Source organism: Natranaerofaba carboxydovora (assembly GCF_022539405.1).
In the GTDB taxonomy this organism is placed as follows: domain Bacteria; phylum Bacillota; class Natranaerobiia; order Natranaerobiales; family Natranaerofabaceae; genus Natranaerofaba; species Natranaerofaba carboxydovora.
Genome location: NZ_CP054394.1, coordinates 3,132,511 through 3,156,601, shown reverse-complemented (window position 1 = coordinate 3,156,601; position 24,091 = coordinate 3,132,511). Strand labels below are relative to the sequence as shown.

Sequence of the window (24,091 nt, the reverse complement as noted above, 5' to 3'; positions counted from 1 at the left end):
AAGCAGGTAAAAGTAAAACCAGAACTTATAGAACTAAAGCATAAACAAAATATTTTATAATATATAGTATTAGCTCTTTGTACATACAATCTGTATTTATATTAAAGGAGGATTTTCATGCGTATTGGCATAATTGGAGGAGGACGCGGGGGTAGAGCCCTCTTAGATCTGTTTAATTCAATGGAGGATGTTACAATAAAATGGATATGTGATATTGATGAGGAAGCCGAAGGGATAAAGCGCGCTAAGGAATTAGATGTACCCACAAATACTGACTTTACAGCCATGCTAACCGATAATATGGATCTAATAATTGAAGTAACAGGAGTAGATAAAGTAAAGCAGCTTTTAAATGATAATTGCCCCGAGAATGTAGCCATTATGGACGCAACTGGTGCAAAGCTTTTGGTAATGGTCGTCGAAGAAAGGGAAAAACTAATAGAAGACCTTAACAAACAGGCTAAAACTTTAGCAGAAAATGCTGAGACTTTAAGTGCCACTATCCAGCAAATTAATTCTACCATGCAAGAAGTTGCTTCAGGTGCAGAGAATCTTGCAAATCTGGGACAGGACTTAAGTAAAACTGCTACAAACGCCCAGGAAGCTGCAAGCAAAAGTAATGAAATATTGGAATTAATACAAAAAATTGCAAATCAAACTAGAATTATCGGTCTAAATGCTGCAATAGAAGCTGCAAGAGTTGGGGAAGCTGGCCGTGGATTTGGCGTTGTAGCTACTGAAGTAAAAAAGCTAGCTGACAACAGCAGTACTTCTATACAGGAGATTAATGACATAATAACACAAATTGTTTCTTACATAGAAACTATGAATAACGGCATTCAAGAAACCGGAGATGTATCTGAAAGCCAGGCTGCTGCAACTGAGCAGGTTCTTGCATCAGTTCAGGAAATTGTCAACGTTTCAGATACTTTAACTGAACTTGCAAATGATTTGACTGATAAAGCTTCTGGTTAAAAAGGTCAATATCTTTAATAAATAAAATAATATTAAAGATATTCTAAGTAAATTTAAATACCAATCTTTGTAATTCCCTGCTCTTCGTTGACAAAGCAGGGTTTTTGTCATTATAATACTTAATTAAAAGAAGTTTTTTGAAAATTTTATATAGTAGTAAATTATAGTAAGATAAATAACATAGGAAAGAGTGGTGCTGGTATATGGAAAGGCGTTTTGACATGGGCGAAAATGCTAATTGCCATGACTTTCAACAAAAAGTGTCTGAATTACTTATAAGGCATAAAAGTATTTTAGATAATCTTACAAAGTTTCAGGAATCTAATTCCAAAGTAAACCGCGCAATAGTAAAGTCTATTACAACCTGTGGCTGTTTAGAGGTAAAGGCCAAAAAACAAGACCTTCCCGGGGAGGTATCCATCAAAGACTTGCAAGACTTTATGGATACTCATTTGGCAGGAAAAATTTGTGAAAATTGCAAGGAAGTTGTTGTGAACGAAATAGGAACGCACCTTTTTTATCTTGCTGCTCTAGCTAATACATTAGATTTGGACTTAAATGAGGTTATAGAAGAAGAAATGAACAAGTTATCTTTGCTTGGATATTACAATCTTACTTAATTATACACATGTTAAAAGCTAAAATCCCTTTCTCACTGGGGTTTTAGCTTTTTTAGTTATTTTAATTATTTTAGTTATTTATATATACCTATCTATTAATGCCTGTTCTCTTATACGCTTCATACCATCTTTGATCGCATTAGCCCTTACTTTTCCTATCCCTTCAACTCTGTCAAGTTGTTCAACTGTTGCTTCCCTTATCCCTTTTAGATCTTTATATGTTCCTACAACATTTTCTATTACAGACATTGGCAGTCTAGGTATTTTATTAAGTATTCTATAACCTCTTGAAGACAATCTTCTATCAAGAGCATTTATATTTCTTGGATATCCTAATATCTCACTTATTTTTTCTGGATCCATTAAATCATCTGCACTTAATGCTGATATTTTTTCTTTCACCTTTTCTAAATCTTGCTTTTCATCATAGTAAAAATCTTTTATTAGCAAATACTCTTCATCAGCCACATTTACAATTAGCTCGTCAAGCTGCATTTTTACAAGTCTACCTTCCGTACCAAGTTCTGTTATATATCTTTCTATTTCGCTTACTATTCTCATAACCATTTCACTGCGCTGTAGTGCCTTCACAACATCATGAAATGAAACAGCTTCTTCAAATTCAAGGGCTGTCAAGTTGATCAAATTTTGCTCAAGTACAGCCTTATACTTCTCAAGAGTTTCAACAGCCTGGTTGGCCTTTGTTAATATCATACTGATGTTATTTAATGGATACCGTAAATTTTTATGATAAATTGTGATTACATTTCGTCTTTGAGAAATAGCGAGCACTCTCTCGCCCGTTTGTTTTGCCACCCGTTCTGCTGTAATGTGTCGCATCCCTGTCTCTCTTGATATAATCGATTGGGATGGGTTTAAATGAGCGTTAGCATAAATTATCCTTTTTGAATCATGACTCAAAATTATAGCTCCGTCCATCTTTGATAATTCATAAAGACTAGAAGAAGAAAATTCAATATCAATCTTAAAACCACCAGTAATAAGTTTTTTTATAGGATCACTATAGCCAAGTACTAATAATCCACCTGTTGTTCCATTGACAATGGCCTCGATCCCTTCTCTAAGTGGCGTCCCTGGTGCGACCATAGCCAAGGTTTCTAAGAATTCATTCTCTTTTTTACCCTGTCTTTTGCTTTCAAGCATTTTTTCACCTTCCCTTATAATCTTGTTTAATTTAATGAAACAGACAAAGCCTCTTTTAGATTACTAGCGTGTATTATATCCATGCCTTCATGCTTTCTTGTGTCACTAGGCGGAATTACAGCTGCTTTATAACCCATTTTTTTGGATTCAGTAAGCCTTGATTCAATATTTGTAACACTTCTTACTTCACCGGTCAAACCAATCTCTCCAAAGGCTATTAAATTCTTATCAATTGTTCTATTTTGATAACTTGATACCAGACTAAGGGCAACAGCTAAGTCAACGGAAGGTTCTTTAATTTTAAGTCCACCAACAACATTAACAAATACATCATGATACCCAAGGGACAAATTTAATCTTTTTTCTAAAACTGCAATTATTAATAAGACCCTATGGTAATCAACACCTGTGGTCATTCGCCTAGGTGTAGTGTAATTAGTCTTCCCTATAAGGGATTGAACTTCTATAAGTACCGGTCTTGTTCCCTCCATGCTAGCTGTCACACAAGAACCAGATTCTTTGCCTGTACGATCATTCAAGAAAAACTTCGAAGGATTGTTCACTTCCATTAGCCCTGTATTTCTCATCTCAAACACACCTATTTCCATAGCCCCAAAACGATTTTTGTTACTTCTTAATATTCTATACGAATGCTGTTTTTCTCCTTCAAAAGAAAGAACTGTATCAACCATGTGCTCTAAAACCTTAGGACCTGCTATCTCACCATCTTTAGTGACATGTCCAATAATAAAGCAGGAAATTTCCTGGTCCTTTGTAAGCCTTACTAACCGGGATGAACATTCTTTGACCTGCTTTAAGCTACCCGGCAGTGAACCCAACTCAGGATAATATATAGTTTGGATAGAATCCACAATTATAACTTTAGGGTTTAAGTTATCTATCTCATTCTCAATTATTTCCCAATTGGTTTCACTAGATATGTATATATTTGAGTGAAGGGTGTTTAACCGTTTGCATCTATCAAGAATTTGGGGTGGAGATTCTTCACCACTTAGATAGTATACAGGGGAAAGCTTCTCAGCAAGCCTGTAAGCTATCTGAAGCATTAATGTGCTTTTGCCTATCCCTGGATTGCCACCTAATAATACAGAAGCACCAGGAAATATGCCACCTCCGAGAACTCTGTCAACTTCTACTATTTCCGTTCTTACTTTTTGTTTATCTTCATAGTTTAATTCAGTTAAAGGAACGGGGGTAGTAATTGGCATTTTTTTATTCTGGCTATTCTTATTATTATACATTTGTTCTAATGTATTCCAGGAGTCACAATCAGGGCATTTGCCCATCCACTTTAAGGTAATATAACCGCATGAATTACATACATAATTTGTCCCTATAGTCATTTTTATACTCACTCCCCACATAATTATAACACCAATTTAAAAAATAATAAAATAAGCGGCGACTTTAATTGAATAAAGTCACCGCTTATAAATGGAAGACAAGTGTTAGGTTTTAGATTTAAGGGAGAGGAGCCTTGCCTTCATCTATTAATATACCCAATTTATTTGATTTTATACACCTAAAGCTTCCCTTCTTTCATCATTGTTTCAGCTTTTTGAATTGCGAGTTTTACCATGTTACCACAATCTCTAGATGGTACACTTCCCCAGCCTTCGTTTTGCACAGTTTCTAAAACTCCCAATTCCTTAGCTAGCTCATATTTCATGTTTTCGCTCATTAGCCTACTTTTATTGCGTGGCATAAAATCCACTCCTCCTGTAAGGATAAGGTTTTTAGGGAAGCTTTCACTCTTATTATTTCCTTTTATATATTTTTTAAATAGTAATGCTGTGCCAAATCAGTTATTATCAGTCTCCCTTTAATACAGCTAGAGGCACTAATTTGGCTGCCTTCATAATCATATTTCTACTTGAAAGAGTATCCACCACTTCATTAATATCCTTGTATGCCTGCGGTGCTTCATCTAAATATTTTTTGATCCCTTTTACAGGAAGTTCTATTCCTTTCATGGTTTCTTTAAAATCTTTTTTATTAATCCACTCTTTGGCTTTTTTTCTAGATAATGCTCTTCCGGCGCCATGATTTACAGAATAATAACTTTCAGCTAACTTATCAGTACCAATAACAACATAAGAAGCAGTTCCCATACTTCCAGGAATAATCGCAGGTTGGCCAGTTTCTTTTAATTCTCCATTAATACTTGGATGTCCTGGAGGCAGTGCTCTTGTTGCACCTTTTCTATGCACTAGTAGCTCTTTTTGGTCATGTTTTTCAAATTTTGCTATATTATGAGGGATATCATAAACAAGCGACGCATTTGATTCTTTTCCAATATTTTCTTCTATAATATTTTTGATTATCCAAGAAATCAACTGCCTATTACTAAAGGCATAATTACTTGCAGCTGCCATGGCACTTAGATATCTTTCTCCTTCTTTTGAATCTAAATAAGAAAAAGCAAGGCCTTTATTTGGTAGCTCTTTTTTACTTCTTTTAGAAACCATCTCCTGGCTGTAGTCAGTACACACTTGATGACCTATTCCTCTACTACCTGTATGTATTAATACTGCAAGTTTATCTTGTTTAATATCTAATTTGTCGGTAATATTTACGTTGTAGCATGTCTTAACCCGGCAAAATTCAATAAAATGATTTCCACCTCCAAGGGTAGCTAGCTGTCCTGTTCTTTTTTTGGCTTTTTTACTTAAAACATCAATTGATCCGCCTTTAATCTGTCCTCTGTCTTCTATTCTTTCTAGTTCTTCTTTGTTACCAGCACCCATCTCCACTAAATACGGCACACCATCGGAAAATACTTTTTCTATATTTAATAATCTTAAGATATCATGTTTACCATCTTTTCCTGTTCCTAGAGGTATTTCAGCTGTTATTTTATTCATAAGCTCTTTTAAAAATTCGGCAGAAATATCATCAGCTGGTATATCTGTTTTTAAAAGTCTTACCCCACAGTTTATATCCATTCCCACAGCACCAGCAGAAACAATGCCACCTTCTTTTTTTACTGCCATAACACCGCCAATTGGGAGACCAAAGCCTTCGTGAATATCAGGAAGGCCAATTACAGGATGATTAACCCCGGGTAGTTTTGAAGCATCCTCTAGTTGTTTAATAGCAGTTGATTCAAGCTTAGAAAATAATTTAGGTGAAATAAAAATTTTCATAATGGGATTACCGCTTTTATCACTTTTTATATATAAGTTTTCTTGTTGATATTTTAAATTTGATATTTCCAATTATTTTACCTCCCCCAGAATCAGATATATATATAACTTTTACTATATAATTTCATGATAACTTAAAGGTTAACTTAACGTCCTAATATCTTCTTTAAACAATCTAAATTTTCTTTGTCAGGGTTCTCATTACGTTTAGGAGTCTCCAAAATTATCGAATCAACCTCACTAAATTCATCTTTATTTAATAAATAAATAAATCCATCTTCTCCTATATTACCTTTAGTTAAATCTTCATGTCTATCTTTTTTTGAACCTTTGTGTTCTGGAGTATCATTGGCATGGATTACTTTTAACATGTTTAGGTCAATATTATCTTTCAGTTCATCGATAGTCCTATCTACTCCTTCTGTTGTAGAAAGATCATAACCTGCACCAAAAGCATGGGCTGTATCAAAACAAAACCCTAAATGGTCTAATACCAAGTTATCAACCCGGTTAAATATTTCTCTTATTTCAACAAACGTGGACCCTATATTATTTCCGCTCCCTACGGTGTTTTCTAGCAATAGTTTAGTATCTTCGGGCCAATCCTTTTTTAAATTTAATAATGCTTTACATATATTATTTATCCCCTTCTCTTTTCCTACTCCTAGATGACTTCCTATATGAGTTATGACGTAAGGGGAATCAAAAAGTTCAGCTCTTTTTAGAGAAGCTTTTAGTAAAGATACAGATTTATCAAATATATCTGGTTTTGGAGAAGCCAAATTAATCAAGTACGGTGTATGAAAAATTAACGGCCAAATACTATTGCTCCTTTGTACTTCTTTGAATTTTTTTGCTATATCTTTGTCAAGTTTAGGCGGTTGCCAAGAAGTTGGGTTTCCTGAAAAAATTTGGATGGTTTCGGCTCCAATTTTCGATGCATTGTTTAATTGTTTTTTATAGCCACCTGCTAGTGACATATGATATCCTATTCTTTTTTTCATATACTTACTTCCTTTCTTTTTTTAATTGCCAGCAAATAAGGTGGAGCTTGTTTTCTGTTAGTAGATATAATTTTTACAACTTGATATATTGAATAATTCAATTCTTTCGCGAAATTCTCTACTTCATTTGATTCTTCTTTTCCCATATCATGCCCTGGATAAATTACACAAGTTAATATTCCACCTACTTTTAGTAACTTTAACCCATTATGCAAAGCACTCAAAGTTGTTTCTGGTAACGTTACCACACTCTTGTCGCTTCCTGGCAGATAGCCAAGATTAAACATTATTGCTGCTACACCGGAAGGCACTATTTCTGCCAAATTTGAGTGATCCTCTTTAATTAAATTCACCCTATTTTCAACGCCATTGTTTTCTAATAAAGTTTTCGTTCTATCTATAGCTTTTTTCTGGATGTCAAAAGCATAAACGAGCCCTTTAGAGCCCACTTGTCTTGCTAAAAATAATGTATCATGTCCGTTACCAGAGGTAGCATCAACAGCTATGTCTCCTTTACTTATAACCTCCAATACTACTTCTTTATCCAATTCAGTAGTCTTTTTAAATATGTCCAATATAAAATCCCCCTATTATAATAATTTAGAAGAAGGTATTTAAAAAAATAGGTAGAATAAAATTCGTAAATCGATTAATACTGGAGGAGTCACAAAATGGTCATTGTTGAGATTAGTATTGTTCCTTTAGGGACTAATACTCCTAGCATTAGCTATTATGTAGCTGAGTGTCAAAAGATATTAAAAGTCCAGGATAAAGTTAACTATGAACTTACAGCGATGGGAACAATCTTAGAAGGTGAACTCGAAGACTGCTTAGAAATTGTTAAAAAAATGCACGATAGCCCCTTTGATGCTGGAGCCAAACGAGTAGTAACACAAATCAGAATTGATGATAGACGTGATATAACCACTTCAACTGATCAAAAAATACAGAGTGTTAATGAAAAGTTATCAGACTAAAAAAATTATCCGGGGAATTAAAAGAGTTCCCCGGATAATTTTTTTGGTTATAAACATTCTTTTATTTGTTTTAAAGCTTGTGAGCATTTAGTATTAATTACTGCTTTTGCTTTAATATCATGTGGTGTACTATCTAGGTTTATTATACCCATTGGAATACCTAATTCTGCAATGCCTGCAACAGGATATACTTGTAAGCTGGTTCCGACAATCAGTAAAAAATCACAATTTTGTTTCAATTCTGCTGCAATTTCAAAAAAGTCATCAGGCATAGGGTCCCCAAACAGTACAACATCCGGTCTAAGTACTCCTCCACAATTTTTACATTCTGGCACATCTTTAGTTTCTACCTGACTAACAAGTTCTTCAAAAGGAAATGCCGTACTGCATTCCATACAGTGGCTTTTTTTAATGTTTCCATGAACTTCCCACACTTCTTTTGATCCTGCTTCCTGGTGAAGTCCATCAATGTTTTGTGTGATAATACCTTTTATTATCCCTTCTTTTTCTAATTCCGAGAGCACATAATGACCTTCATTTGGCTTTTTATCAACTAGAGAAACAAACCTTTTAAAAGTTACCTGGAAAAACTTTTCAGGTTCGCTAAGCAATACATCTCTTGTCGCATATTTTATTGGATCTATATCATTCCATAACCCTGTCCCTTGGCTTCTAAAATCTGGAATGCCGCTTTCAGTACTCATCCCTGCTCCAGTTAAAACATAAGTGTTGTTAGAATTTTTTAATGCTTCGACTAACTTCTTTACTTCAGTATCACTCACTTATCTCCCTCCTTAATTGCCAAATTATTCTTTTTAATGTTATAATGGATCAACAACTTTGTAAAGAGGTCGAAAACAATGAAAATTATATTTCTAGGAACTGGTCCTTCTCACGGTGTTCCAGTCATCGGCTGTAAATGCGATATTTGCACTTCCAATGACCAAAAGAATAATAGATGGCGCTCAAGTATTCTGATCGAAAAAAAAAGCCGTTTTCTTTTGGTAGACACATCGCCAGAGTTTCGGTTTCAGGCATTAACCTATAATATTAACAAAATTGATACTGTGTTGTTTACTCATAGACATGCAGATCATGTCCATGGATTTGATGACCTTAGAAGGTTTAATGAAATAATGGGAAAATCAATACCCTGTTATGCTAACGAAATAACTGCCCAGAGCATTATAAACATGTATCCATACGTATTTAAGGATAGGGTCAATGATTACACAAGTAAGCCAAAAGTTACTATGAATGTCATCGGAAAAAAACCATTCGAAATTGAGGGAACAAAGGTCCAGCCCGTACCAATTTACCATGGAAAGGAAAAAATTCTAGGCTATCGTATTGATGATTTCGCATATTTGACTGATTGTTCTAAGATTCCACAAGATTCATATTCTCTTCTAAACAACCTAAAAGTTTTGGTGATCGGTGCTTTAAGGTATACTTATCATCCAAATCACTTAAGTGTAGATGAAGTATTACCCGTTATCGAAAAGATCGGACCAAAAAAAGCTTATCTCACCCATATGACTCATGAAATCGAATACAATAGCTTAAATGAATATCTTCCTGACTATATAGATCCTGCCTATGATGGTCTTACCATAGAACTCTAGAGATCAAATGTACTGCTTCATCCAGACCGCCTACAATAGTTTGGCAAGGGCAAAATTGATTCAACTGCAAAAAGTCATATGAACTAAGTTTTGTTTTTAATTGCAATACATCTTGATGAGAAAACAGGGCGGATAAGGCATAATGACAGGATGTCATTAGCTAATCGAACTCAGGACGAGTTTTTAGATTTGGAAGCCTTATTTGGACTGCTGTTCGATTCTTAGATGTATCAATTAAAAACATTATACTTATGTGAATAGACCTTTTGCAGTAGAATCAGCCTAACAAATTAACATTTAGAATATCCACAATAAAAGCATGTGATACAACCACTTTCATTTCTAACATGACCCCCACATTCTGGGCATGCTCCCATTAACCTGTCTAACTTTTGTATTCCATTGTCTGATTTATCAACTTTTTCACCTGATTCCTTTTCTCTTATACACTTATCCAATACTATTCCAATAGCATCTGGACAGCTAAGTACCATGCCTCCTGAACTATCCCATGTGGGATTAGGACATCTAATTGCTCTTAGCTCTTTGATTATCGTTTTCACATCCAGGCCTGACCTAAGGGCCATACTAATAAGCCTGGCTGTTGCTTCTGATTGGCTTGCCGCACAACCTCCTGACTTACCCATAGATGCAAAAACTTCACATAAACCTTTGTCATCCTCATTAACAGTTACATAAAGGTTTCCACAGCCAGTACTTATTTTTTCTGTTTTGCCAATAGTCACATCAGGTCTTTTTCTTGGAATAATATAGGGTTTGGATGATTGTTCAGCAGCTTTTTCTTTTTGTTTTTGTTTCTTTTTGTCTTCACTATCACCTTTTTGTAAAACTTGTTCATCTCTACTTTTATCTCTGTATACAGTTACCCCTTTACAGTTTAATTCGTAGGCAAGCTTATAGATATCTGCTATATCATTTTTAGTGGCATCAGATGGAAGATTAACTGTTTTACTAACAGCATTATCTGTGTATTCTTGAAAAGCAGCTTGCATTTTAATATGCCAAGAGGACTCAATATCGTGTGATACTACAAATACGTCTTTTATGTTATCGGGTATTTCGTCATTACCCTTCAGACTTCCTTCTTTTGATATCTTTTCCATTAATTCCTTTGAATAAAAGCCTTCTTTTTTTGCTACACCTTCAAAAATTGGATTTACTTCAATTAACGTTTCCTTGTCCAATATATTCCTAGAAAAGGCAAGGGCAAAGTTCGGTTCAATCCCCCCTGAAGTTCCTGCTATAATTGAAATACTTCCTGTGGGAGCAATAGTTGTTGTAGTAGCATTTCTGATAGGAGGTTCACCACTTTCCTTATAAATGCTGTATTCAAAATTAGGAAATGCTCCTCTTTCTTCTGCTAGTCCCCGAGATTTTTCCTTAGATTCATCATCAATAAATTTCATTATTTCCTTTGCTGTTTCAAGGGCTTTATCTGAATTATAGGGTATGTTAAGCTTGTATAACATATCCGCCCAACCCATTATTCCAAGACCAATCTTTCTATTGCTTAATGTCACTTCTCTGATTTTATCTAAAGGGTATTCATTAGCATCAATTACATTGTCTAAAAAGTGTACAGCTTTATGGACACATTCTTTAAGCGTTTTATAATCAATTTTATTTTTCTTTTCATCTACCATTACAGAAAGATTAACCGAGCCCAAGTTACATGACTCATAAGGTAGCAGCGGTTGTTCTCCACATGGATTAGTTGATTCTATTTCTCCTAATTCTGGAGTAGGGTTTTCCTCATTAATTTTATCTAAAAATATTATTCCGGGTTCACCATTTTTCCAGGCCATCTCTACTATCTTATTAAAAATTTCTTTAGGGTCTATTTCTTTAACAGTCTTTTTGTCTTTTGGATTAACTAATTTGAAATTCTCCCCATTTTCAAGAGCTTTCATAAAGTTTTCTGTTAGGGCAACTGAAATATTAAAATTAGTTATTTCTGTTTGTTCTTCTTTGCAGGAAATAAATTCTAATATATCAGGATGATCTACCCTTAAAACACCCATGTTTGCTCCTCTTCTTGTACCTCCCTGCTTTACAGCCTCCGTAGCAGAATTAAATACCTTTAAAAAAGATATAGGACCACTGGCTATTCCTCCTGTGGATAAAACCACATCATTTTTGGGCCTTATTCTTGTAAATGAGAAACCTGTGCCCCCTCCACTTTTATGAATCAAGGCTGAGTTTTTTATACTTTCAAATATACTTTCCATAGAATCCTCTACAGGTAAAACAAAACAAGCAGATAGCTGCTGTAGTTCACTGCCTGCATTCATTAAAGTCGGTGAGTTTGGTAAAAAATAATTCTTATCCATTAAATCATAAAAATCTTCTGCTACCTCGTTTATTTTATCTTCTGTGTGGGGATAATAATTTCTGTCAACTTGGGCAATGTTATTTGCAACCCTCCAAAGTAAGTCTTCTGGAGTTTCAGTAAGTCTATCTCCAGATTTTCTCAGGTATCTTTTTTCTAAAACGGTCTTGGCATTCTTTGTTAGTTCCATAAATATTCCTCCTTTTTTTGATGGCTTTGCAATATTTTTAAATAATTTGATTTTAGGGCTTTACATTGGTCTTATTTTTTAATAAATTATAGACTTAGAATAAGTTTTTTAAATATTGAGGAGGTATGTTTTTTAAAATGAGCATTTCAGAAAAAGCCATGGAATTGGCTGAAGAGATCAAGCAAACACAGGAATATGAAGACTTAAAAAGTGCTGAGGCAAAACTAAAGCTCGACCCTGCAGCACAAGATCTGATTAACGATTTTCAGCAAAAGCAAGAACAGCTTCAAACTGCCCAACAGTCTGGCGAGGCAGTAGATCAAAATGTTGTACAATCTTTACAAAGTCTACAAGGTCAAATGCAAGAAAATGAAACAATTAAGAATTTGATGGAAGCACAACAGCAATTTGATCAGGTAATGAAGCAGGTTAATGAAACTGTAACACAAGCTTTAAGCAGCGAAGAAAGTGAATAAAATACTTATGCTTTTAGTAAGACTTCCCTTTATTGTTAATAAGGGAAGTTTTACTTTCGTATTACAATTTTATTATAACTTAGAGTCATACTCAATAAAAAACCAAGCTTTTGTTTAAAAAGCCTGGTTTTTTTATTTCTGATTATATTTTTTAGTAATATTGAGTCCGATACCGGATATTGCTAATTAAGTTCCTGCAGGACTAGCCTTCGTCGTTTAGTCAAATTTAGGACGTGGCAACAAATCTGCCTGTTCAACTATTTCTGGGATAGCTTCTTCCCATGCCACGGGCATCATATGAACACCAGCAACACCTTCAATTTCCTGGATTTCTTTTATCTGTTCAACACAGAACTTTATTCCCTCTTTCTTTTTATCTTCAGCTGATTTAAACCTTTCGATCACTTCTTCAGGAACAGTTATACCAGAAACATGCTTTTGCATGTATCTTGCTGCACCAACAGCTTTAATCGGAATTACGCCTGCCATAATTTTTACTTCTTTATGAAGACCTCTATCACGTACTTCCTTCATCCATTTCTTAAATCTATCCATATCAAAAATTGCCTGAGTTTGAACGTACTGAACTCCAGCAGCGATTTTCTTCTCAAGCCTATCTACTCTATATTCAAAAGGATCTGCAAATGGATTAGCAACAGCGCCAATATAAAAATCGCACTCTGATTCTAAGTCTTCTCCTCCAATAAACTTATTGTCATCTCTCATTCTTTTAAGAGTCCAGATTAGCTGGGTTGAGTCTAAATCAAATACTCCTTTTGCTCCTGGTTCATCTCCAAAAGACTGGTGATCACCTGATAGACACAATACATTTGTGATACCATGAGTATTAGCTCCAAGCAAATCACTCTGTAGGCCAATTCGATTTCTATCTCTTACAGTCATCTGCAAAATAGGTTCAACGCCAACTTCTTGTAATTTAATACAAGTGGCTAAACTGGAGACTCTCACTATTGCTGTTTGATTATCTGTTACATTAAACGCATCTACCATATCCTTATATTCTTCTGCATGTTCTAACAATTCATCAATATTAGGCCCCTTGGGAGGACCTACTTCGGCTGTCACCGCAAACTCTCCACTTTCTAGTACTTTTTGTAAATTAGTTTTAGCTTTCAAGTTCAACATCCTCCCTCACCTGTTTTCTTGGACCGCCAGAGTGCGAAGTGGACCAATCTTTAGGTGGTTCGATTGTGTTCATTCTGTCAGACATTCCAAGTTCTTTTAGTCTTTCATAGATAAGGTGCCAGCCGCAATCAAGTTCTTTATCAATCTCGCATTTTCCATCTTGAGAACCACCACATGGACCGTTCATCATACTCTTAGAACATTTGGCTATAGGGCAAATACCCATAGTCTTGTCAAGCTCACAATCTCCGCAAGCAACGCATTGTTCTACCCAAACTCCCTGCTCTTTTGGCATTCCGATAAAAGTTGTGTTTACTGCTGGTAAAACCTTAACTTCTGGGTATTTCGCAACTATCGTTTGTGGACCTGCACCACAAGCCATGGAAAGTATTACATCGTAATCTTTCAGTTCCTGTTCAAAGTCCTCTACAAACTCAAACTCACACTGTCTCTCTAGGCTGGCGAAATCCACTTGTACATCATTACCTTCTTTTTTATTTTTTAGGTCTATTGTTCTAGCCAAAGCTTCGGCTTCTTTTTCACCGCCTGCCAAACAAACCGCTACACATGTTCGACAGCCTAGAACCAAAACCTTCTTGAATGGCTTGATGTTTTCTAAAATTCTATCCAATGGTTTTCTTTCTGCTATTATCATTTCGACACCTTCCCTTCTATTGGACCTAAATTCCTCTGGTGCTACACACATAACACAGCATTCACATGCAAGGCGATGAATTTTACGAATCCAATTCTATACGTGAGTTAGTCCATAAAAAATCTAGTTTTTTGCATGCACCATTAGCATACACCCCAGGCTTATTTGTGCCAACCGGTAATAGATGGTAGTATATGCAACTTTTTTAACTTCTTAAAATGGAACAACCTTATCACTTAAATCAAAATATCGCACTCTAAGGATAAGCTTTCAATATTGAGGTATTTAGAGGGTCTTTATAAAAGTGTATCTTATCATGACGAATAAAAATAACACCCAGTTCACTACATTCATGATATATATTTTCTAGGTGTTCTTATTACTTCCATGTCATCATAGTAGAAAAAACACTACGACACTAATTCTACATTGTAGTCACCAACAAGTCCTGTAATTTTTTTCACTTTAGTATTCTTTTCACTTATAAGTCATGTGGTCTAAATGGTAGAAAGAGGAGACCCTCCCGAGCGAGCTGTCCACCGAGCGTCTCCTCTTTTTCTACTATAATAGACGGAATCTTTTCTTTGAATAATTTTCTGCACAAACTAGCCCTGCAACTCTACTTTTACTGCAATTTAGCCACTTTGTTTAAATACATCAATGTACGAATCACAGTAAATATCCTGGTTCATCAAAATGCGTCCTGTTGCTACTGTTGCTACTAGTTCATCATCGTTCGCATCCATAATGGCTGCATCAAGGCCTGCTCCCATAGCCATCGCAGCATAAGTTCTGTTAATTAAGTCTCTCTTATCTTCAACTGTATTCTGACTTACGTTACTTAGCCCAAGTACAGTCTTTGGTGCTGGGTTAGAAAGCATTTTTACCTGTCTGATAGTTTCTAAAACCTCAGGACCATGGTCCTGTGCAACATTACATGGTAAAATAAGTGGATCAAGGTATAGCTCATCAGGGGAAAGTCCAAACTCATCTGCTGCCGCCACTAATTCCATAGCAAATCCTATACGCTTCTCGTGATCCTTTGGTACCCCTTCCTCGTTCATAGTCAAAGCAATAACCAATGCATTGTGTTCTGCAGCCATCGGCATTACTCTTTCAATTTTATGTCTTTCAGCGGTAATAGAGTTTATCATAGCAGGCTTCTTACACTTTTTAAGTCCAGCTTCAATAGCATCATAGTTAGTTGAATCTAAACAAAGCGGAAGATCAGTAAACTGCTGAGTAGTTTCTACTAACCACTCCATAGTAGCTACCTGGTCCTCAGCATTAGGGCCTGTATTTATGTCTAGGAAATGCGCTCCGTTCTCTTCCTGCTTTTTGGCCCACTCTTCAAGTGGCTTTGGATCTTCATTTTCAATTGCCTTTCTTATGTCTCTAAACATACCATTAATTCTCTCTCCAATTATTAGCATTCTTATCCCCCTTTATATTTAAATTAATAACTGTTATCTTGCATTAACTCTTCGATATTCTCCTTTACCATTTCAACTGCCTTTGGATGACGCATAACTAGAATATCAAGGCCGCCTTGTAGTAAGGATGATGCAGTTACAGCCTCCCAAAGGATACTTCTGGTCTTTTGCTCTCCCCAGCCAGGGAAGTCTGATTCAGGTGCTTTCGTCTCTTTAGCTCTCCATGCTTCTTCGCCGATCATACCGATCATTGGCATAGCAAGCATATTGTCCCCTTGAAGGGCTCCCATTCTTGCTCTTTCCATAATTGAATATCCGTACTCAATACCGTATCCAAGCGCTGCAATAGTTGGGTCAATAATTATCTTGCCAGTATCTAAGCCCATTTCATTTATTAGAATATTTAACTGCTTACAAATATTTATGTCGATCGGTGATTTAGCAATAACTGTATGACCGTGAACCATACAAGCAGCTGTAATTGACTTATAGTTTTCTTCCTCAGTAACACCTAAAAGCAGGTTTTCTCCTGAAGCCTCTTCAGCCACCTTCGGTATTACTTCATTATCCTTTTCTTCTTTTCTACAACCATATACCATAATTGGTACATCTACTGCTTCTAGCACCTCTTTTACTACTTTTACACACTCTTCAGGTGATTTATCCCCTTCATCAGGATGTGCTCCCTGTAATCTTAAACATATAAATTCAGCATTATATTCATTTACATTCTTTTTGGCCCATTCGGCAGGGTTATCAAGGACGTCACTAAATTGTTCTTTTAGCTCATCTTCCCAGCCTTCTGGAACAATATCCCAAACTTCCATACCTACTACAGGAGTATTAGGCATGTCACCTTCATAGTGTTGATAGGGAAGGGTTGACTCCCCTCCTACTGTTATTGTGTGACCTCTAGTGCCTCCGTCCTCTTTAGTTGCACCAAGGACCACTTCTCTAACTTTACTTCTATAACGTTCTTTCTCTAGTGAAAAAGACATATTTTATCTTCTCTCCTTTCATTTAGGGTTTTAATTTATACGGCGAAATCGCTTTATTTTTATTTGAATTTCTCTTTAGCAAATGCAGGTATTTCTGATGCTTCTCTTGGACCTACTACAACTTCCCATCCAGACTCTTCTCCTAGCTTACCACTTAATACCGCAACGTGTCCTGGTATAACCAATTGTCTATGCGAGACCATATCTTCTAAGCCACTATCTTTAATGGCTTGGGCGATTGCTTCCGGTGAGAACTTACCTGCAGCCCAAGCAGTCAGGACGGATGTTCCATCAGTATCTACTGGCAAAATATACGATGGTATTCTACTCTCTTCAACCTCACCTTCAACTAGATAATAAGCTAGCGAGAAGTTAACTGTAATGTATACAGGTGAATTTTCGTCTGGCTCGCCAACCTTGCCAACCTTCTGCTCAACCTGTATTGGCTTCTGTGGATCAGTGTATAGATTCTGTCTCCAAGATAATAGTGGAAGTACTTCCGCCTTTTCACGAGCTGACTGTAGTACCACTATACCTGCGTACTTGGATACGTAAGAAGTAGCCTGGACTATCTCCTTCATTGGATCTTCTTTTGTAGTGAATGCTATAGCCGGATATCCAAATGGCCTGAATTTTTTCTTAACAGCCTGACGTCTAATCTGGGTCATGTCTGCAACTACTTGAGATGTCTCCCTTGCACCGCTGTCTAGAACCAAGTTCTTATGACCAGCCTCGTGAATCTTTTCTACAAGATCTTTAGTTTGCTCCAAGTTATTTCCTTTAACACCTAGCGGCAAATCACCATCTTTTACTAGCTCGACCATTTTTTCGCAATTTTCTTCGGTTGCTGGATATACCATTGGATTTTCGTCTTTTGCTACTTCAAGCCCTGCTTTGATCACCTCAGGGTCTTCGCTCATAAGAATCATTGCATGGTTTCCTTCGTTCTTAACGGTCTCTACAGCTTGCTTAAACTTATCAGGATCTCCTGACTCTGATTCTATTGCAACAAGTTCAACCTTGTATTCAAGTCCAACCCTCTCATAGGTTGAATTCTCATTAATTTTCTTTATTTCATCAGAAACATTATCATTGTCACTTATCTTAAATGCAACTAAAGTCGGGTGAAAGAATTTCTTTTCGTGTCTAAACAGTTCTGTTTCATCACCAATTTCAACTTTCTTATCGTCTTTACCGATTTCTACTAGTTTGATTGGCGGTGCTGCAGCTGAATCTAATGCCTCTTTTGCCTCATCACTAACGTATGGACAAGAATCTAGCTGCGCTTTTCCAGCAGCAAGGTTCATAGCAAATGCAAGACATGTCGGTGGCCCACATTCTCCACAATTCTTTTTTGGTAAATGCTTATAAATTTCTAATCCTGTAAGTGCCACAGTTTCATCCCCTTTCTTTTTTTGTATAATTTTTAATCTCTACGGCTCGCAAAGTATCACGAGCCGTAGAGATTTATACTTGTTTATTTTTTTTACATTTTTTTGAGCTTATTAATTACATCATTGGATCCATTGAAAGCGCTGGATGATCTTTTTCTTGTAAGAATGACAAGATCTCTTCAGCAGTTTCTCCTACTTCTTCATCGGCAATTTTGTCAACAAAGTCTTCTCCTAGACCGTCTTCTTCGGCACGTTTCCTTAAGTCATCCCCTAGGAATTCTTTTAAGCTCTTTGGCATCCAGATAACCCTTGCAAGTCCACCGTCAGCTTTAATAAACTTTGGACTTAACATATAGGTTCTACCTACACCCATAAATCCAGGTGTCTGAACTCCTCCACCAACTGATCCTGCTAGAGTTGAGAAGTTCATACCGCACGGAGTCATTCCACCGTGGTCTCTTGTGGTAATCATAACTCCATTTGCTTCTGGCACCATTGCTATAATGGCCTCAAAGCAACCGCAGGAAGTCATTGGTTTTTCCATTAAAGTGTAAAGGTTAACTTCTTCAAGGTTACGGTTTGAGTCTTTGTATACGGCTTCGTTTACAGCTTCCCACATTCCTTTTTCTTCATCTATAGTTCCATCTTTTGGTATAGGCTGATTTGGGCCATGAGGATCCATTTCATTAGACGCTTTAGCGTCTAGCCAACTGATCGCTCCACAAAGTCCAACCCTATCAGGAGTAATAACACATACGTGATTTGGAGCAAAGGACTGACACAGCAGACATGAATAGAAAGTATCTACTGATTCATCATTTAGCTGGGCAATCTTTTCGTCTCTTTCTCTATATCTTTCTCTTGCGCCTTCTATTTCTTCGTTAACTTTGTTCTCATCAGTTATAATAGTTACCTGAATTCTGTCAATAACCTGTGAGAAGTCTTCTTTTAATTTAGTTTTTAATATTTCACCAAGATGCTTCATTCTAAAGCCTTTTTCGTAAGCGTCTTTACTAACTCTGATCCAAACGAAGTCACGCTGTGCAACGTGCCACAATCCTTCACCATAGTTAGTAAATCCGTGTACTCTACGCTCTAGAACACCTTCAAAGTCACGCTGCATCTTTCTTCCATAAACGTCTACAATAATTCCTAGAGGAAGTGTTCCGCCTTCTTCAATTTCGTCTAAGTCTGGACCTTCGTGGATCACCTTGCCGTCTTCGATTTCGTCTCTATCTTCAACCATGCGGACAACTTCAAAAGCAGTAGATGACTTGCCGCCAAATTCAGCGTGCATATCTCCTCTTCTGATTGTCTCACCCTCAAAAGCAGGTCCAACTGTGATTGGCGCGTCAATCTCTGAAGTCTCGATTTTTATTCCTCTAAGCTCCATACCTAGTTTGACCATTTCCTTGTAATCCTGTTCTGATTCATACCAGTCTGGGATTCTCATTCCTTCTTGTAATTCTTGGTCGGTTATTACTGCAAATCCTAGGAAAATAGCTCCAAAGTGAGCTGCAGCTTTTACGTCATCAATCTCACCAAGATGAAGTACAAAACAGCGAACTCTTCTATACTGATAATCTCTTGCTTGATCTCTTTCTCCTGGTGGCATACCACCAAAAGCTAATCCTGCTCTAAGAGCAAAGTTTACAGCATGAATCACCTGAGTAAAGTTACCTACAGGGAAGGCAATATAGTCTACCCCTAGCTTCATATCCTGCTCTAGCAGCTGCTCAATAACTTCATCTGCGATAAAGAGCATCATGCCTTTACTCTGTAGATCTCTAACAAGCTCTGCAGCTTCTTCAGAAGATCTAGCTCTTCCAAGAATAACAGTCTGTCCTGGTATAGACCAGTCAACTAGCTGTATTCCATACTTTCTTAAGATCGGGTCTCTTAAGAATCCTGACCATGGTTCAACATGGGGTTCCTCTTCTCTTACATATCTAAGAGCCTCAATAATTTCTGCCGCATACAGAGTAGCTTCCCCGGCTAATCTTGCATTTTCAAAAGTGTATTCTTCTCTCACCTGTTGGCGTAATCTATTTAATATAGGTGGTAGCTCCCCAAGAGTTTCTACTTTTTCTCCACTAAGTGCTGTCATTACAGGTAAATAATAAGCAGTATCTGGATACTTTACCTCTTGGTCTTCACCATACTCTCTAATCGCTTGGTTTAAGAGAATCTCTGCATAACTGACAGCAACAATCGCACCATCTATAGCTTTCTTAAAAAGCGGTTTAGGTGGCTGTTCTAACTCCTCCAAAGCACCTTCATAAATCTCTTCAATTGACATCTAATATCCTCCTTTCAAAAAGTCGGGTCATTATTATACTTAGGTTTTAATAGATACCTTTATTTATTAATACTCTCTTGCTAGACTTGTTCCATACTTCTCGGCAGTTTTCTTGTGAACATCTAGCTTCCAGGTTCTATAGTCTAGAGCCTGCATGATTTTCTTAGCACCCATATCGGCATCTGTTTCAAGAATGAAGTATCCACCAAAAACATCGTGTGCAATTTGAGTCGCAATACTGTATACCATAGTACTTCCTTCAAGTGGTGGCATAGCTCCAACATGAACTGGCACACCTAAGGATAGGAAGTAACTACCGATAGCAACAGCTTTTGGACTCATAGCTTCTGGAGCAGAACCTACTACCGGTACCTTTGGAATGTCTACGTCCATTTCGTTGGCTACTCTTATGATTAAATCCACGATTCTTGAGTTATCTACACAGGATCCCATGTGGAAGATCAGTGGTAAATCTTCATTTAGGTCAGCGCTATCGTTTAGACGACCTAAGAACTTCTTCAGACCATCTCCTGCATATTTTTCAATTGCATCTGAATTTAAGAATCCATATTTACCATATGATCCAGCAGCACAACCGGTCGAAACCATTAATACGTTATTTTTAGCCATTTCTTTAGCTATTTCAATATGGTTTTGGTCCTGCCAGCCCTTAGCGTTGTTACAACCGATTAAGAATCCAATTCCGCTTATTTCACCTGCTTCGATTGCATCAACTATTACTTTCCATGGGCTATCTGAGTTTACTGAGCTCAATATTTGTTCTATACTTTCAACGGAAAATCCAGCAACTAGCTTATTCTTATACTCAGGAATCTCAACATTTCCTTTTCTGTCTTTATAAGCATCAATAGCAACCTTGATTATTTCCTTAGCACACTCCATAGCTTTATCTTGTTTGAAGTCTACATGATATGAACCAGGGATTTTTGCTAACTTATCAGTAGTTATAAGCTTAGTGCTGTAGCACTGGGCTGCTTCTGAAACACCTGGGTTAATACACTGAACGTCTACTGCCATAGCATCTACTGCACCTGTAGTTATAACTAGCTCTTGAGTACCAAAGTTTGTAGCAAGTGGGATCTGCTGTCTCATAAGAACTTCATTACCTGTACAGCAAATACCAAACAAGTTAATACCTTCTGCACCAGCGCTCTTTGCTTCATCTTCCATTTCTCTTGCTGCCTTAACAACCATTTCACTTAATAGTGGATTGTGACCGTGTAGAGCAATGTTTACCTGCTTCTCATCAATAACACCAAAGTTTGCATCTGTAACTGAAGGAGTTGGTGTTCCAAATAAAATATCAGAGAACTCACTTGCAATTGTCATTCCATTAAGGTCACTTAGCGATGTTCTAAGCGCACTAAAAATATTGTTTACAGGGTCAGCATCCATACCCATGTGAATCGCGGCTAGCTGGTCAGTAATTGTATTGCCAATACCTTTAGGCATAATTGTCGTTTCTTTGAACTTTTGTTTTCTTGGCTCAGGAAGCATTGAGTTTAACCAGTTCGATTCTTTAGTTCCTACGTTACCAAAGTCTTCCATGGCTACATTAGCAAGTTCATAAGCGATCTTTAGATCGTCTTTCCCTTCTGTTTCAACGCCTAATCTTTTGGCTACTCTCTTTAGCTTGTCAGGATCAGTAATCTGGTAGTCTTCATAATTTCCTTCTGATACTTCTAGCAATGTGTGGGCTATATGCTTACCGTGCTCTGAGCGAGAAGAAGCACCAATAGCAACAGCTACACCAACGAATCTAGCTACTATATTGTAAGCAGTAGCTCCACAAATACCCCTGCTTCCAGGTCCCTCCATGGCTTTGATACGGCATGGTCCCTGGATACAAAATCTACAGCAAATCCCCTGATAACCAAACTGGCACTGAGGATGCTGAGCAACAGCTCTGTCAAAAGCTGTTATTACGTTGTCTTTCTCTGCTTTTTCAAGCAATTGCTTTTCGCCATCGGCATCAGTTCTTACCCTATTCTTAGGATCCAAAAACCTTTCTTTTGGAGCATTACTAGGTTGTGCGTTAATACTTGTGTCCCTAAATCTCGGCATTATTTTACCTCCTTTAAAAAATTGTTTCTTTTAAATATCAACACAAAGGAGAGGGATCAGTTCACCTCTTTTTCAATAGTCTTGAATATTTCTTCTAATCCGGGAACAATCACTGCTTCTTGTTGATCTTCAGACAAAGTCTCCTCAAGTATTTCTTCATCATATTCAATAATACCTGCTATATCTCTGGGATCTAAAGCTTTCTCGATTAGTTCTCTCTCCTTTGAAGTTCGCAGCTTGTTAATTATGGTCTTAATATTTCTTATGCCCAGCTCTTTACCAAGGTTTTTTACAACCTGACTTGTTTTGATGCTAGTTCTGGTAGGCTCTGTAACAATTAATAAAAGGTCAACACCAGAAGCCGTACCCCTGGTCAAATGCTCAATTCCGGCCGCCATGTCAAGTATTACAATGTCATCTTTGTCTAGTAGCAGAGCATTCAATAGCGCATTCATGAAGCTATTCTCTCTACAATAACAGGCAGATCCTCCTTGCTTTACTGAGCCCATTCTAAGAAAATTAATATTCCCTTTTTGCAAAGAATACCTATCTAACACATCATCTACCTTTGGATTTAAAGGATAGAAATCCCCTCCTCCCATCTTCTCGTCTATCTCTTCTTTTAATTCTACCAGTGGGTGAACACTGTCTAAGCTATCTTCATCAAATCCTAAGGCAAGACCCAAGCTAGCGTCCGGGTCACAATCTATTGCATATACCCTGCTCCCCTTAGAGCTAAACAATTTGCTAAGTCCAGCGGATATAGTGGTCTTTCCAACTCCCCCTTTACCACTGACAGATATCTTCATTCATTTCACCTCAAATATTCGAAATTTTTACATTGTTTAGTAACTTCTGTCTAAAATAATAACGGCTTCTATAAATTATTCTTAAATTACTGTCAAACTGTAATTGACCCCTTCCTCATGTTCGACATTTTTTAAATAAATCCTTTCGTTTTTTTTAAATTCTTTTTTTCACAATTCGGTAATTTGACCCAAATGTTATGTCTCATAACCAATATTAGTTAGTATTTCTTCAACTTCCTTATACCCCTCTTCTGTTTCTTTTAAGGGAGCACAGCTAGAAAGACGAGCTTTGTTTTGTAATATAGCAACTGCAAAAGCTAAGCATGTGGGATGTCCGCATTCTTTGCAATTAGTACCAGGAAGCCATTTGTATAAATCAATAGCCTGTATTCTAACTCTTTGCTCATAAAGAGGCTCAATTTCATCTTTTTTTTCATAAACTTCATTTATTAACTTTTTTAGTTCCTGGGTTACATCTATAGCATCTTCTTTATTATAAATTTTTGCAGCCGCAATTTTATTTGGATATACAGTAATTAGTCGTTCTTCTTTAGTATAGGTAAGGTTTGGGGCTCTTTTATTATAGGTTGCAGTTTTCATTACGGCATTTAGATAGGGAAGCAGATCTGTCAAATCATTTGAAGGCCTTGCAAAAAATCTAATTCTCTCGTCATCGGCTATACACGGCATAATTTGTGTTATTTCAATTTTGTCTAAGAACAAT

Annotated in this window: 22 protein-coding genes; 5 read left to right on the top strand and 17 right to left on the bottom strand. The window is 36.8% G+C overall.

Annotated features, from left to right (window positions below; all coding sequences use genetic code 11):
* The first annotated feature begins 117 nt into the window (after positions 1-117).
* A complete protein-coding gene (locus tag ACONDI_RS14975) occupies positions 118-975 on the top strand; it encodes a methyl-accepting chemotaxis protein (RefSeq protein ID WP_241079337.1) in 858 nt (285 codons plus the stop codon).
* A gap of 203 nt (positions 976-1,178) precedes the next feature.
* Positions 1,179-1,595, top strand: a complete 417-nt coding sequence (locus ACONDI_RS14970) for a nucleoside triphosphate pyrophosphohydrolase family protein (protein WP_241079336.1) — start codon at positions 1,179-1,181, stop codon at positions 1,593-1,595.
* Positions 1,596-1,673: 78 nt separating this feature from the next.
* On the opposite strand, the gene disA is transcribed toward ACONDI_RS14970, so the two are convergent.
* The 6 genes from disA to mnmM all read right to left on the bottom strand — a co-directional run bounded on the left by disA (position 1,674) and on the right by mnmM (position 7,505).
* Positions 1,674-2,759, bottom strand: a complete 1,086-nt coding sequence (gene disA, locus ACONDI_RS14965; protein ID WP_241079335.1) for a DNA integrity scanning diadenylate cyclase DisA — start codon at positions 2,757-2,759, stop codon at positions 1,674-1,676.
* Between the two features lie 26 nt (positions 2,760-2,785).
* Positions 2,786-4,123 carry a DNA repair protein RadA gene (gene radA, locus ACONDI_RS14960; RefSeq protein ID WP_241079334.1) on the bottom strand — a complete coding sequence of 446 codons (1,338 nt, stop codon included), beginning with the start codon at positions 4,121-4,123 and terminating at the stop codon, positions 2,786-2,788.
* Between the two features lie 179 nt (positions 4,124-4,302).
* Positions 4,303-4,485 (bottom strand): small, acid-soluble spore protein, alpha/beta type, encoded by a 183-nt coding sequence (locus tag ACONDI_RS14955; protein ID WP_241079333.1) that lies wholly within the window; start codon positions 4,483-4,485, stop codon positions 4,303-4,305.
* Positions 4,486-4,591: 106 nt separating this feature from the next.
* On the bottom strand, positions 4,592-5,998 hold the full coding sequence (locus tag ACONDI_RS14950) for an RtcB family protein (RefSeq protein WP_241079332.1): 1,407 nt from the start codon (positions 5,996-5,998) through the stop codon (positions 4,592-4,594).
* A gap of 74 nt (positions 5,999-6,072) precedes the next feature.
* A complete protein-coding gene (locus ACONDI_RS14945) occupies positions 6,073-6,930 on the bottom strand; it encodes a deoxyribonuclease IV (RefSeq protein WP_241079331.1) in 858 nt (285 codons plus the stop codon).
* Positions 6,927-7,505 carry a tRNA 5-(aminomethyl)-2-thiouridylate-methyltransferase MnmM gene (gene mnmM / locus ACONDI_RS14940; RefSeq protein ID WP_241079330.1) on the bottom strand — a complete coding sequence of 193 codons (579 nt, stop codon included), beginning with the start codon at positions 7,503-7,505 and terminating at the stop codon, positions 6,927-6,929. The genes ACONDI_RS14945 and mnmM overlap by 4 nt, the downstream gene beginning before the upstream one ends.
* 96 nt (positions 7,506-7,601) lie before the next feature.
* Between mnmM and ACONDI_RS14935 the strand changes: the two genes are divergently transcribed.
* Complete coding sequence (locus ACONDI_RS14935) at positions 7,602-7,907, top strand: MTH1187 family thiamine-binding protein (protein WP_241079329.1); 306 nt, start codon at positions 7,602-7,604, stop codon at positions 7,905-7,907.
* Positions 7,908-7,954: 47 nt separating this feature from the next.
* Here ACONDI_RS14935 and ACONDI_RS14930 read toward each other — a convergent pair whose 3' ends face one another.
* Entirely contained in the window at positions 7,955-8,689 is a 735-nt protein-coding gene (locus ACONDI_RS14930; protein WP_241079328.1) for an SIR2 family NAD-dependent protein deacylase, read from the bottom strand.
* 78 nt (positions 8,690-8,767) lie between these two features.
* Here ACONDI_RS14930 and ACONDI_RS14925 point away from each other — a divergent pair, with 78 nt between their 5' ends.
* The gene (locus tag ACONDI_RS14925; RefSeq protein ID WP_241079327.1) at positions 8,768-9,532 is read left to right on the top strand and encodes an MBL fold metallo-hydrolase; all 765 of its coding nucleotides are present in this window, start codon (positions 8,768-8,770) and stop codon (positions 9,530-9,532) included.
* Positions 9,533-9,822: 290 nt separating this feature from the next.
* Here ACONDI_RS14925 and ACONDI_RS14920 read toward each other — a convergent pair whose 3' ends face one another.
* Positions 9,823-12,072, bottom strand: a complete 2,250-nt coding sequence (locus tag ACONDI_RS14920) for a vitamin B12-dependent ribonucleotide reductase (protein ID WP_241079326.1) — start codon at positions 12,070-12,072, stop codon at positions 9,823-9,825.
* 137 nt (positions 12,073-12,209) lie between these two features.
* Between ACONDI_RS14920 and ACONDI_RS14915 the strand changes: the two genes are divergently transcribed.
* A complete protein-coding gene (locus ACONDI_RS14915) occupies positions 12,210-12,548 on the top strand; it encodes a YlbF/YmcA family competence regulator (RefSeq protein WP_241079325.1) in 339 nt (112 codons plus the stop codon).
* A gap of 216 nt (positions 12,549-12,764) precedes the next feature.
* On the opposite strand, the gene ACONDI_RS14910 is transcribed toward ACONDI_RS14915, so the two are convergent.
* The 9 genes from ACONDI_RS14910 to ACONDI_RS14870 all read right to left on the bottom strand — a co-directional run bounded on the left by ACONDI_RS14910 (position 12,765) and on the right by ACONDI_RS14870 (position 24,090).
* A complete protein-coding gene (locus ACONDI_RS14910) occupies positions 12,765-13,694 on the bottom strand; it encodes a methylenetetrahydrofolate reductase (RefSeq protein WP_420848152.1) in 930 nt (309 codons plus the stop codon).
* On the bottom strand, positions 13,675-14,349 hold the full coding sequence (locus tag ACONDI_RS14905; protein WP_241079323.1) for a methylenetetrahydrofolate reductase C-terminal domain-containing protein: 675 nt from the start codon (positions 14,347-14,349) through the stop codon (positions 13,675-13,677). Before ACONDI_RS14905 ends, ACONDI_RS14910 begins: the two co-directional genes overlap by 20 nt.
* 635 nt (positions 14,350-14,984) lie before the next feature.
* The gene (locus ACONDI_RS14900; RefSeq protein WP_241079322.1) at positions 14,985-15,782 is read right to left on the bottom strand and encodes a methyltetrahydrofolate cobalamin methyltransferase; all 798 of its coding nucleotides are present in this window, start codon (positions 15,780-15,782) and stop codon (positions 14,985-14,987) included.
* A 23-nt stretch (positions 15,783-15,805) separates the two neighbouring features.
* Entirely contained in the window at positions 15,806-16,780 is a 975-nt protein-coding gene (gene cdhD, locus ACONDI_RS14895; RefSeq protein WP_241079321.1) for a CO dehydrogenase/acetyl-CoA synthase subunit delta, read from the bottom strand.
* Between the two features lie 59 nt (positions 16,781-16,839).
* On the bottom strand, positions 16,840-18,174 hold the full coding sequence (gene acsC / locus ACONDI_RS14890; RefSeq protein ID WP_241079320.1) for an acetyl-CoA decarbonylase/synthase complex subunit gamma: 1,335 nt from the start codon (positions 18,172-18,174) through the stop codon (positions 16,840-16,842).
* A gap of 115 nt (positions 18,175-18,289) precedes the next feature.
* The gene (acsB, locus tag ACONDI_RS14885; RefSeq protein WP_241079319.1) at positions 18,290-20,473 is read right to left on the bottom strand and encodes an acetyl-CoA decarbonylase/synthase complex subunit alpha/beta; all 2,184 of its coding nucleotides are present in this window, start codon (positions 20,471-20,473) and stop codon (positions 18,290-18,292) included.
* 66 nt (positions 20,474-20,539) lie between these two features.
* Positions 20,540-22,558 carry an anaerobic carbon-monoxide dehydrogenase catalytic subunit gene (gene cooS / locus ACONDI_RS14880; RefSeq protein ID WP_241079318.1) on the bottom strand — a complete coding sequence of 673 codons (2,019 nt, stop codon included), beginning with the start codon at positions 22,556-22,558 and terminating at the stop codon, positions 20,540-20,542.
* A 56-nt stretch (positions 22,559-22,614) separates the two neighbouring features.
* The gene (locus ACONDI_RS14875) at positions 22,615-23,367 is read right to left on the bottom strand and encodes an ATP-binding protein (RefSeq protein ID WP_241079317.1); all 753 of its coding nucleotides are present in this window, start codon (positions 23,365-23,367) and stop codon (positions 22,615-22,617) included.
* 195 nt (positions 23,368-23,562) lie between these two features.
* Complete coding sequence (locus ACONDI_RS14870) at positions 23,563-24,090, bottom strand: (Fe-S)-binding protein (protein WP_241079316.1); 528 nt, start codon at positions 24,088-24,090, stop codon at positions 23,563-23,565.
* Position 24,091 lies beyond the last annotated feature (1 nt).

What these genes read in the sequence shown, in the direction of transcription:
- ACONDI_RS14975 (WP_241079337.1), top strand. Translation starts at nt 118, where the DNA reads ATGCGTATTGGCATAATTGGAGGAGGACGCGGGGGTAGAGCCCTCTTA.
- ACONDI_RS14970 (WP_241079336.1), top strand. Translation starts at nt 1,179, where the DNA reads ATGGAAAGGCGTTTTGACATGGGCGAAAATGCTAATTGCCATGACTTT.
- disA (WP_241079335.1), bottom strand. Translation starts at nt 2,759, where the DNA reads ATGCTTGAAAGCAAAAGACAGGGTAAAAAAGAGAATGAATTCTTAGAA.
- radA (WP_241079334.1), bottom strand. Translation starts at nt 4,123, where the DNA reads ATGACTATAGGGACAAATTATGTATGTAATTCATGCGGTTATATTACC.
- ACONDI_RS14955 (WP_241079333.1), bottom strand. Translation starts at nt 4,485, where the DNA reads ATGCCACGCAATAAAAGTAGGCTAATGAGCGAAAACATGAAATATGAG.
- ACONDI_RS14945 (WP_241079331.1), bottom strand. Translation starts at nt 6,930, where the DNA reads ATGAAAAAAAGAATAGGATATCATATGTCACTAGCAGGTGGCTATAAA.
- ACONDI_RS14935 (WP_241079329.1), top strand. Translation starts at nt 7,602, where the DNA reads ATGGTCATTGTTGAGATTAGTATTGTTCCTTTAGGGACTAATACTCCT.
- ACONDI_RS14925 (WP_241079327.1), top strand. Translation starts at nt 8,768, where the DNA reads ATGAAAATTATATTTCTAGGAACTGGTCCTTCTCACGGTGTTCCAGTC.
- ACONDI_RS14920 (WP_241079326.1), bottom strand. Translation starts at nt 12,072, where the DNA reads ATGGAACTAACAAAGAATGCCAAGACCGTTTTAGAAAAAAGATACCTG.
- ACONDI_RS14915 (WP_241079325.1), top strand. Translation starts at nt 12,210, where the DNA reads ATGAGCATTTCAGAAAAAGCCATGGAATTGGCTGAAGAGATCAAGCAA.
- ACONDI_RS14910 (WP_420848152.1), bottom strand. Translation starts at nt 13,694, where the DNA reads ATGTTGAACTTGAAAGCTAAAACTAATTTACAAAAAGTACTAGAAAGT.
- ACONDI_RS14905 (WP_241079323.1), bottom strand. Translation starts at nt 14,349, where the DNA reads ATGATAATAGCAGAAAGAAAACCATTGGATAGAATTTTAGAAAACATC.
- ACONDI_RS14900 (WP_241079322.1), bottom strand. Translation starts at nt 15,782, where the DNA reads ATGCTAATAATTGGAGAGAGAATTAATGGTATGTTTAGAGACATAAGA.
- cdhD (WP_241079321.1), bottom strand. Translation starts at nt 16,780, where the DNA reads ATGTCTTTTTCACTAGAGAAAGAACGTTATAGAAGTAAAGTTAGAGAA.
- acsB (WP_241079319.1), bottom strand. Translation starts at nt 20,473, where the DNA reads ATGTCAATTGAAGAGATTTATGAAGGTGCTTTGGAGGAGTTAGAACAG.
- cooS (WP_241079318.1), bottom strand. Translation starts at nt 22,558, where the DNA reads ATGCCGAGATTTAGGGACACAAGTATTAACGCACAACCTAGTAATGCT.
- ACONDI_RS14875 (WP_241079317.1), bottom strand. Translation starts at nt 23,367, where the DNA reads ATGAAGATATCTGTCAGTGGTAAAGGGGGAGTTGGAAAGACCACTATA.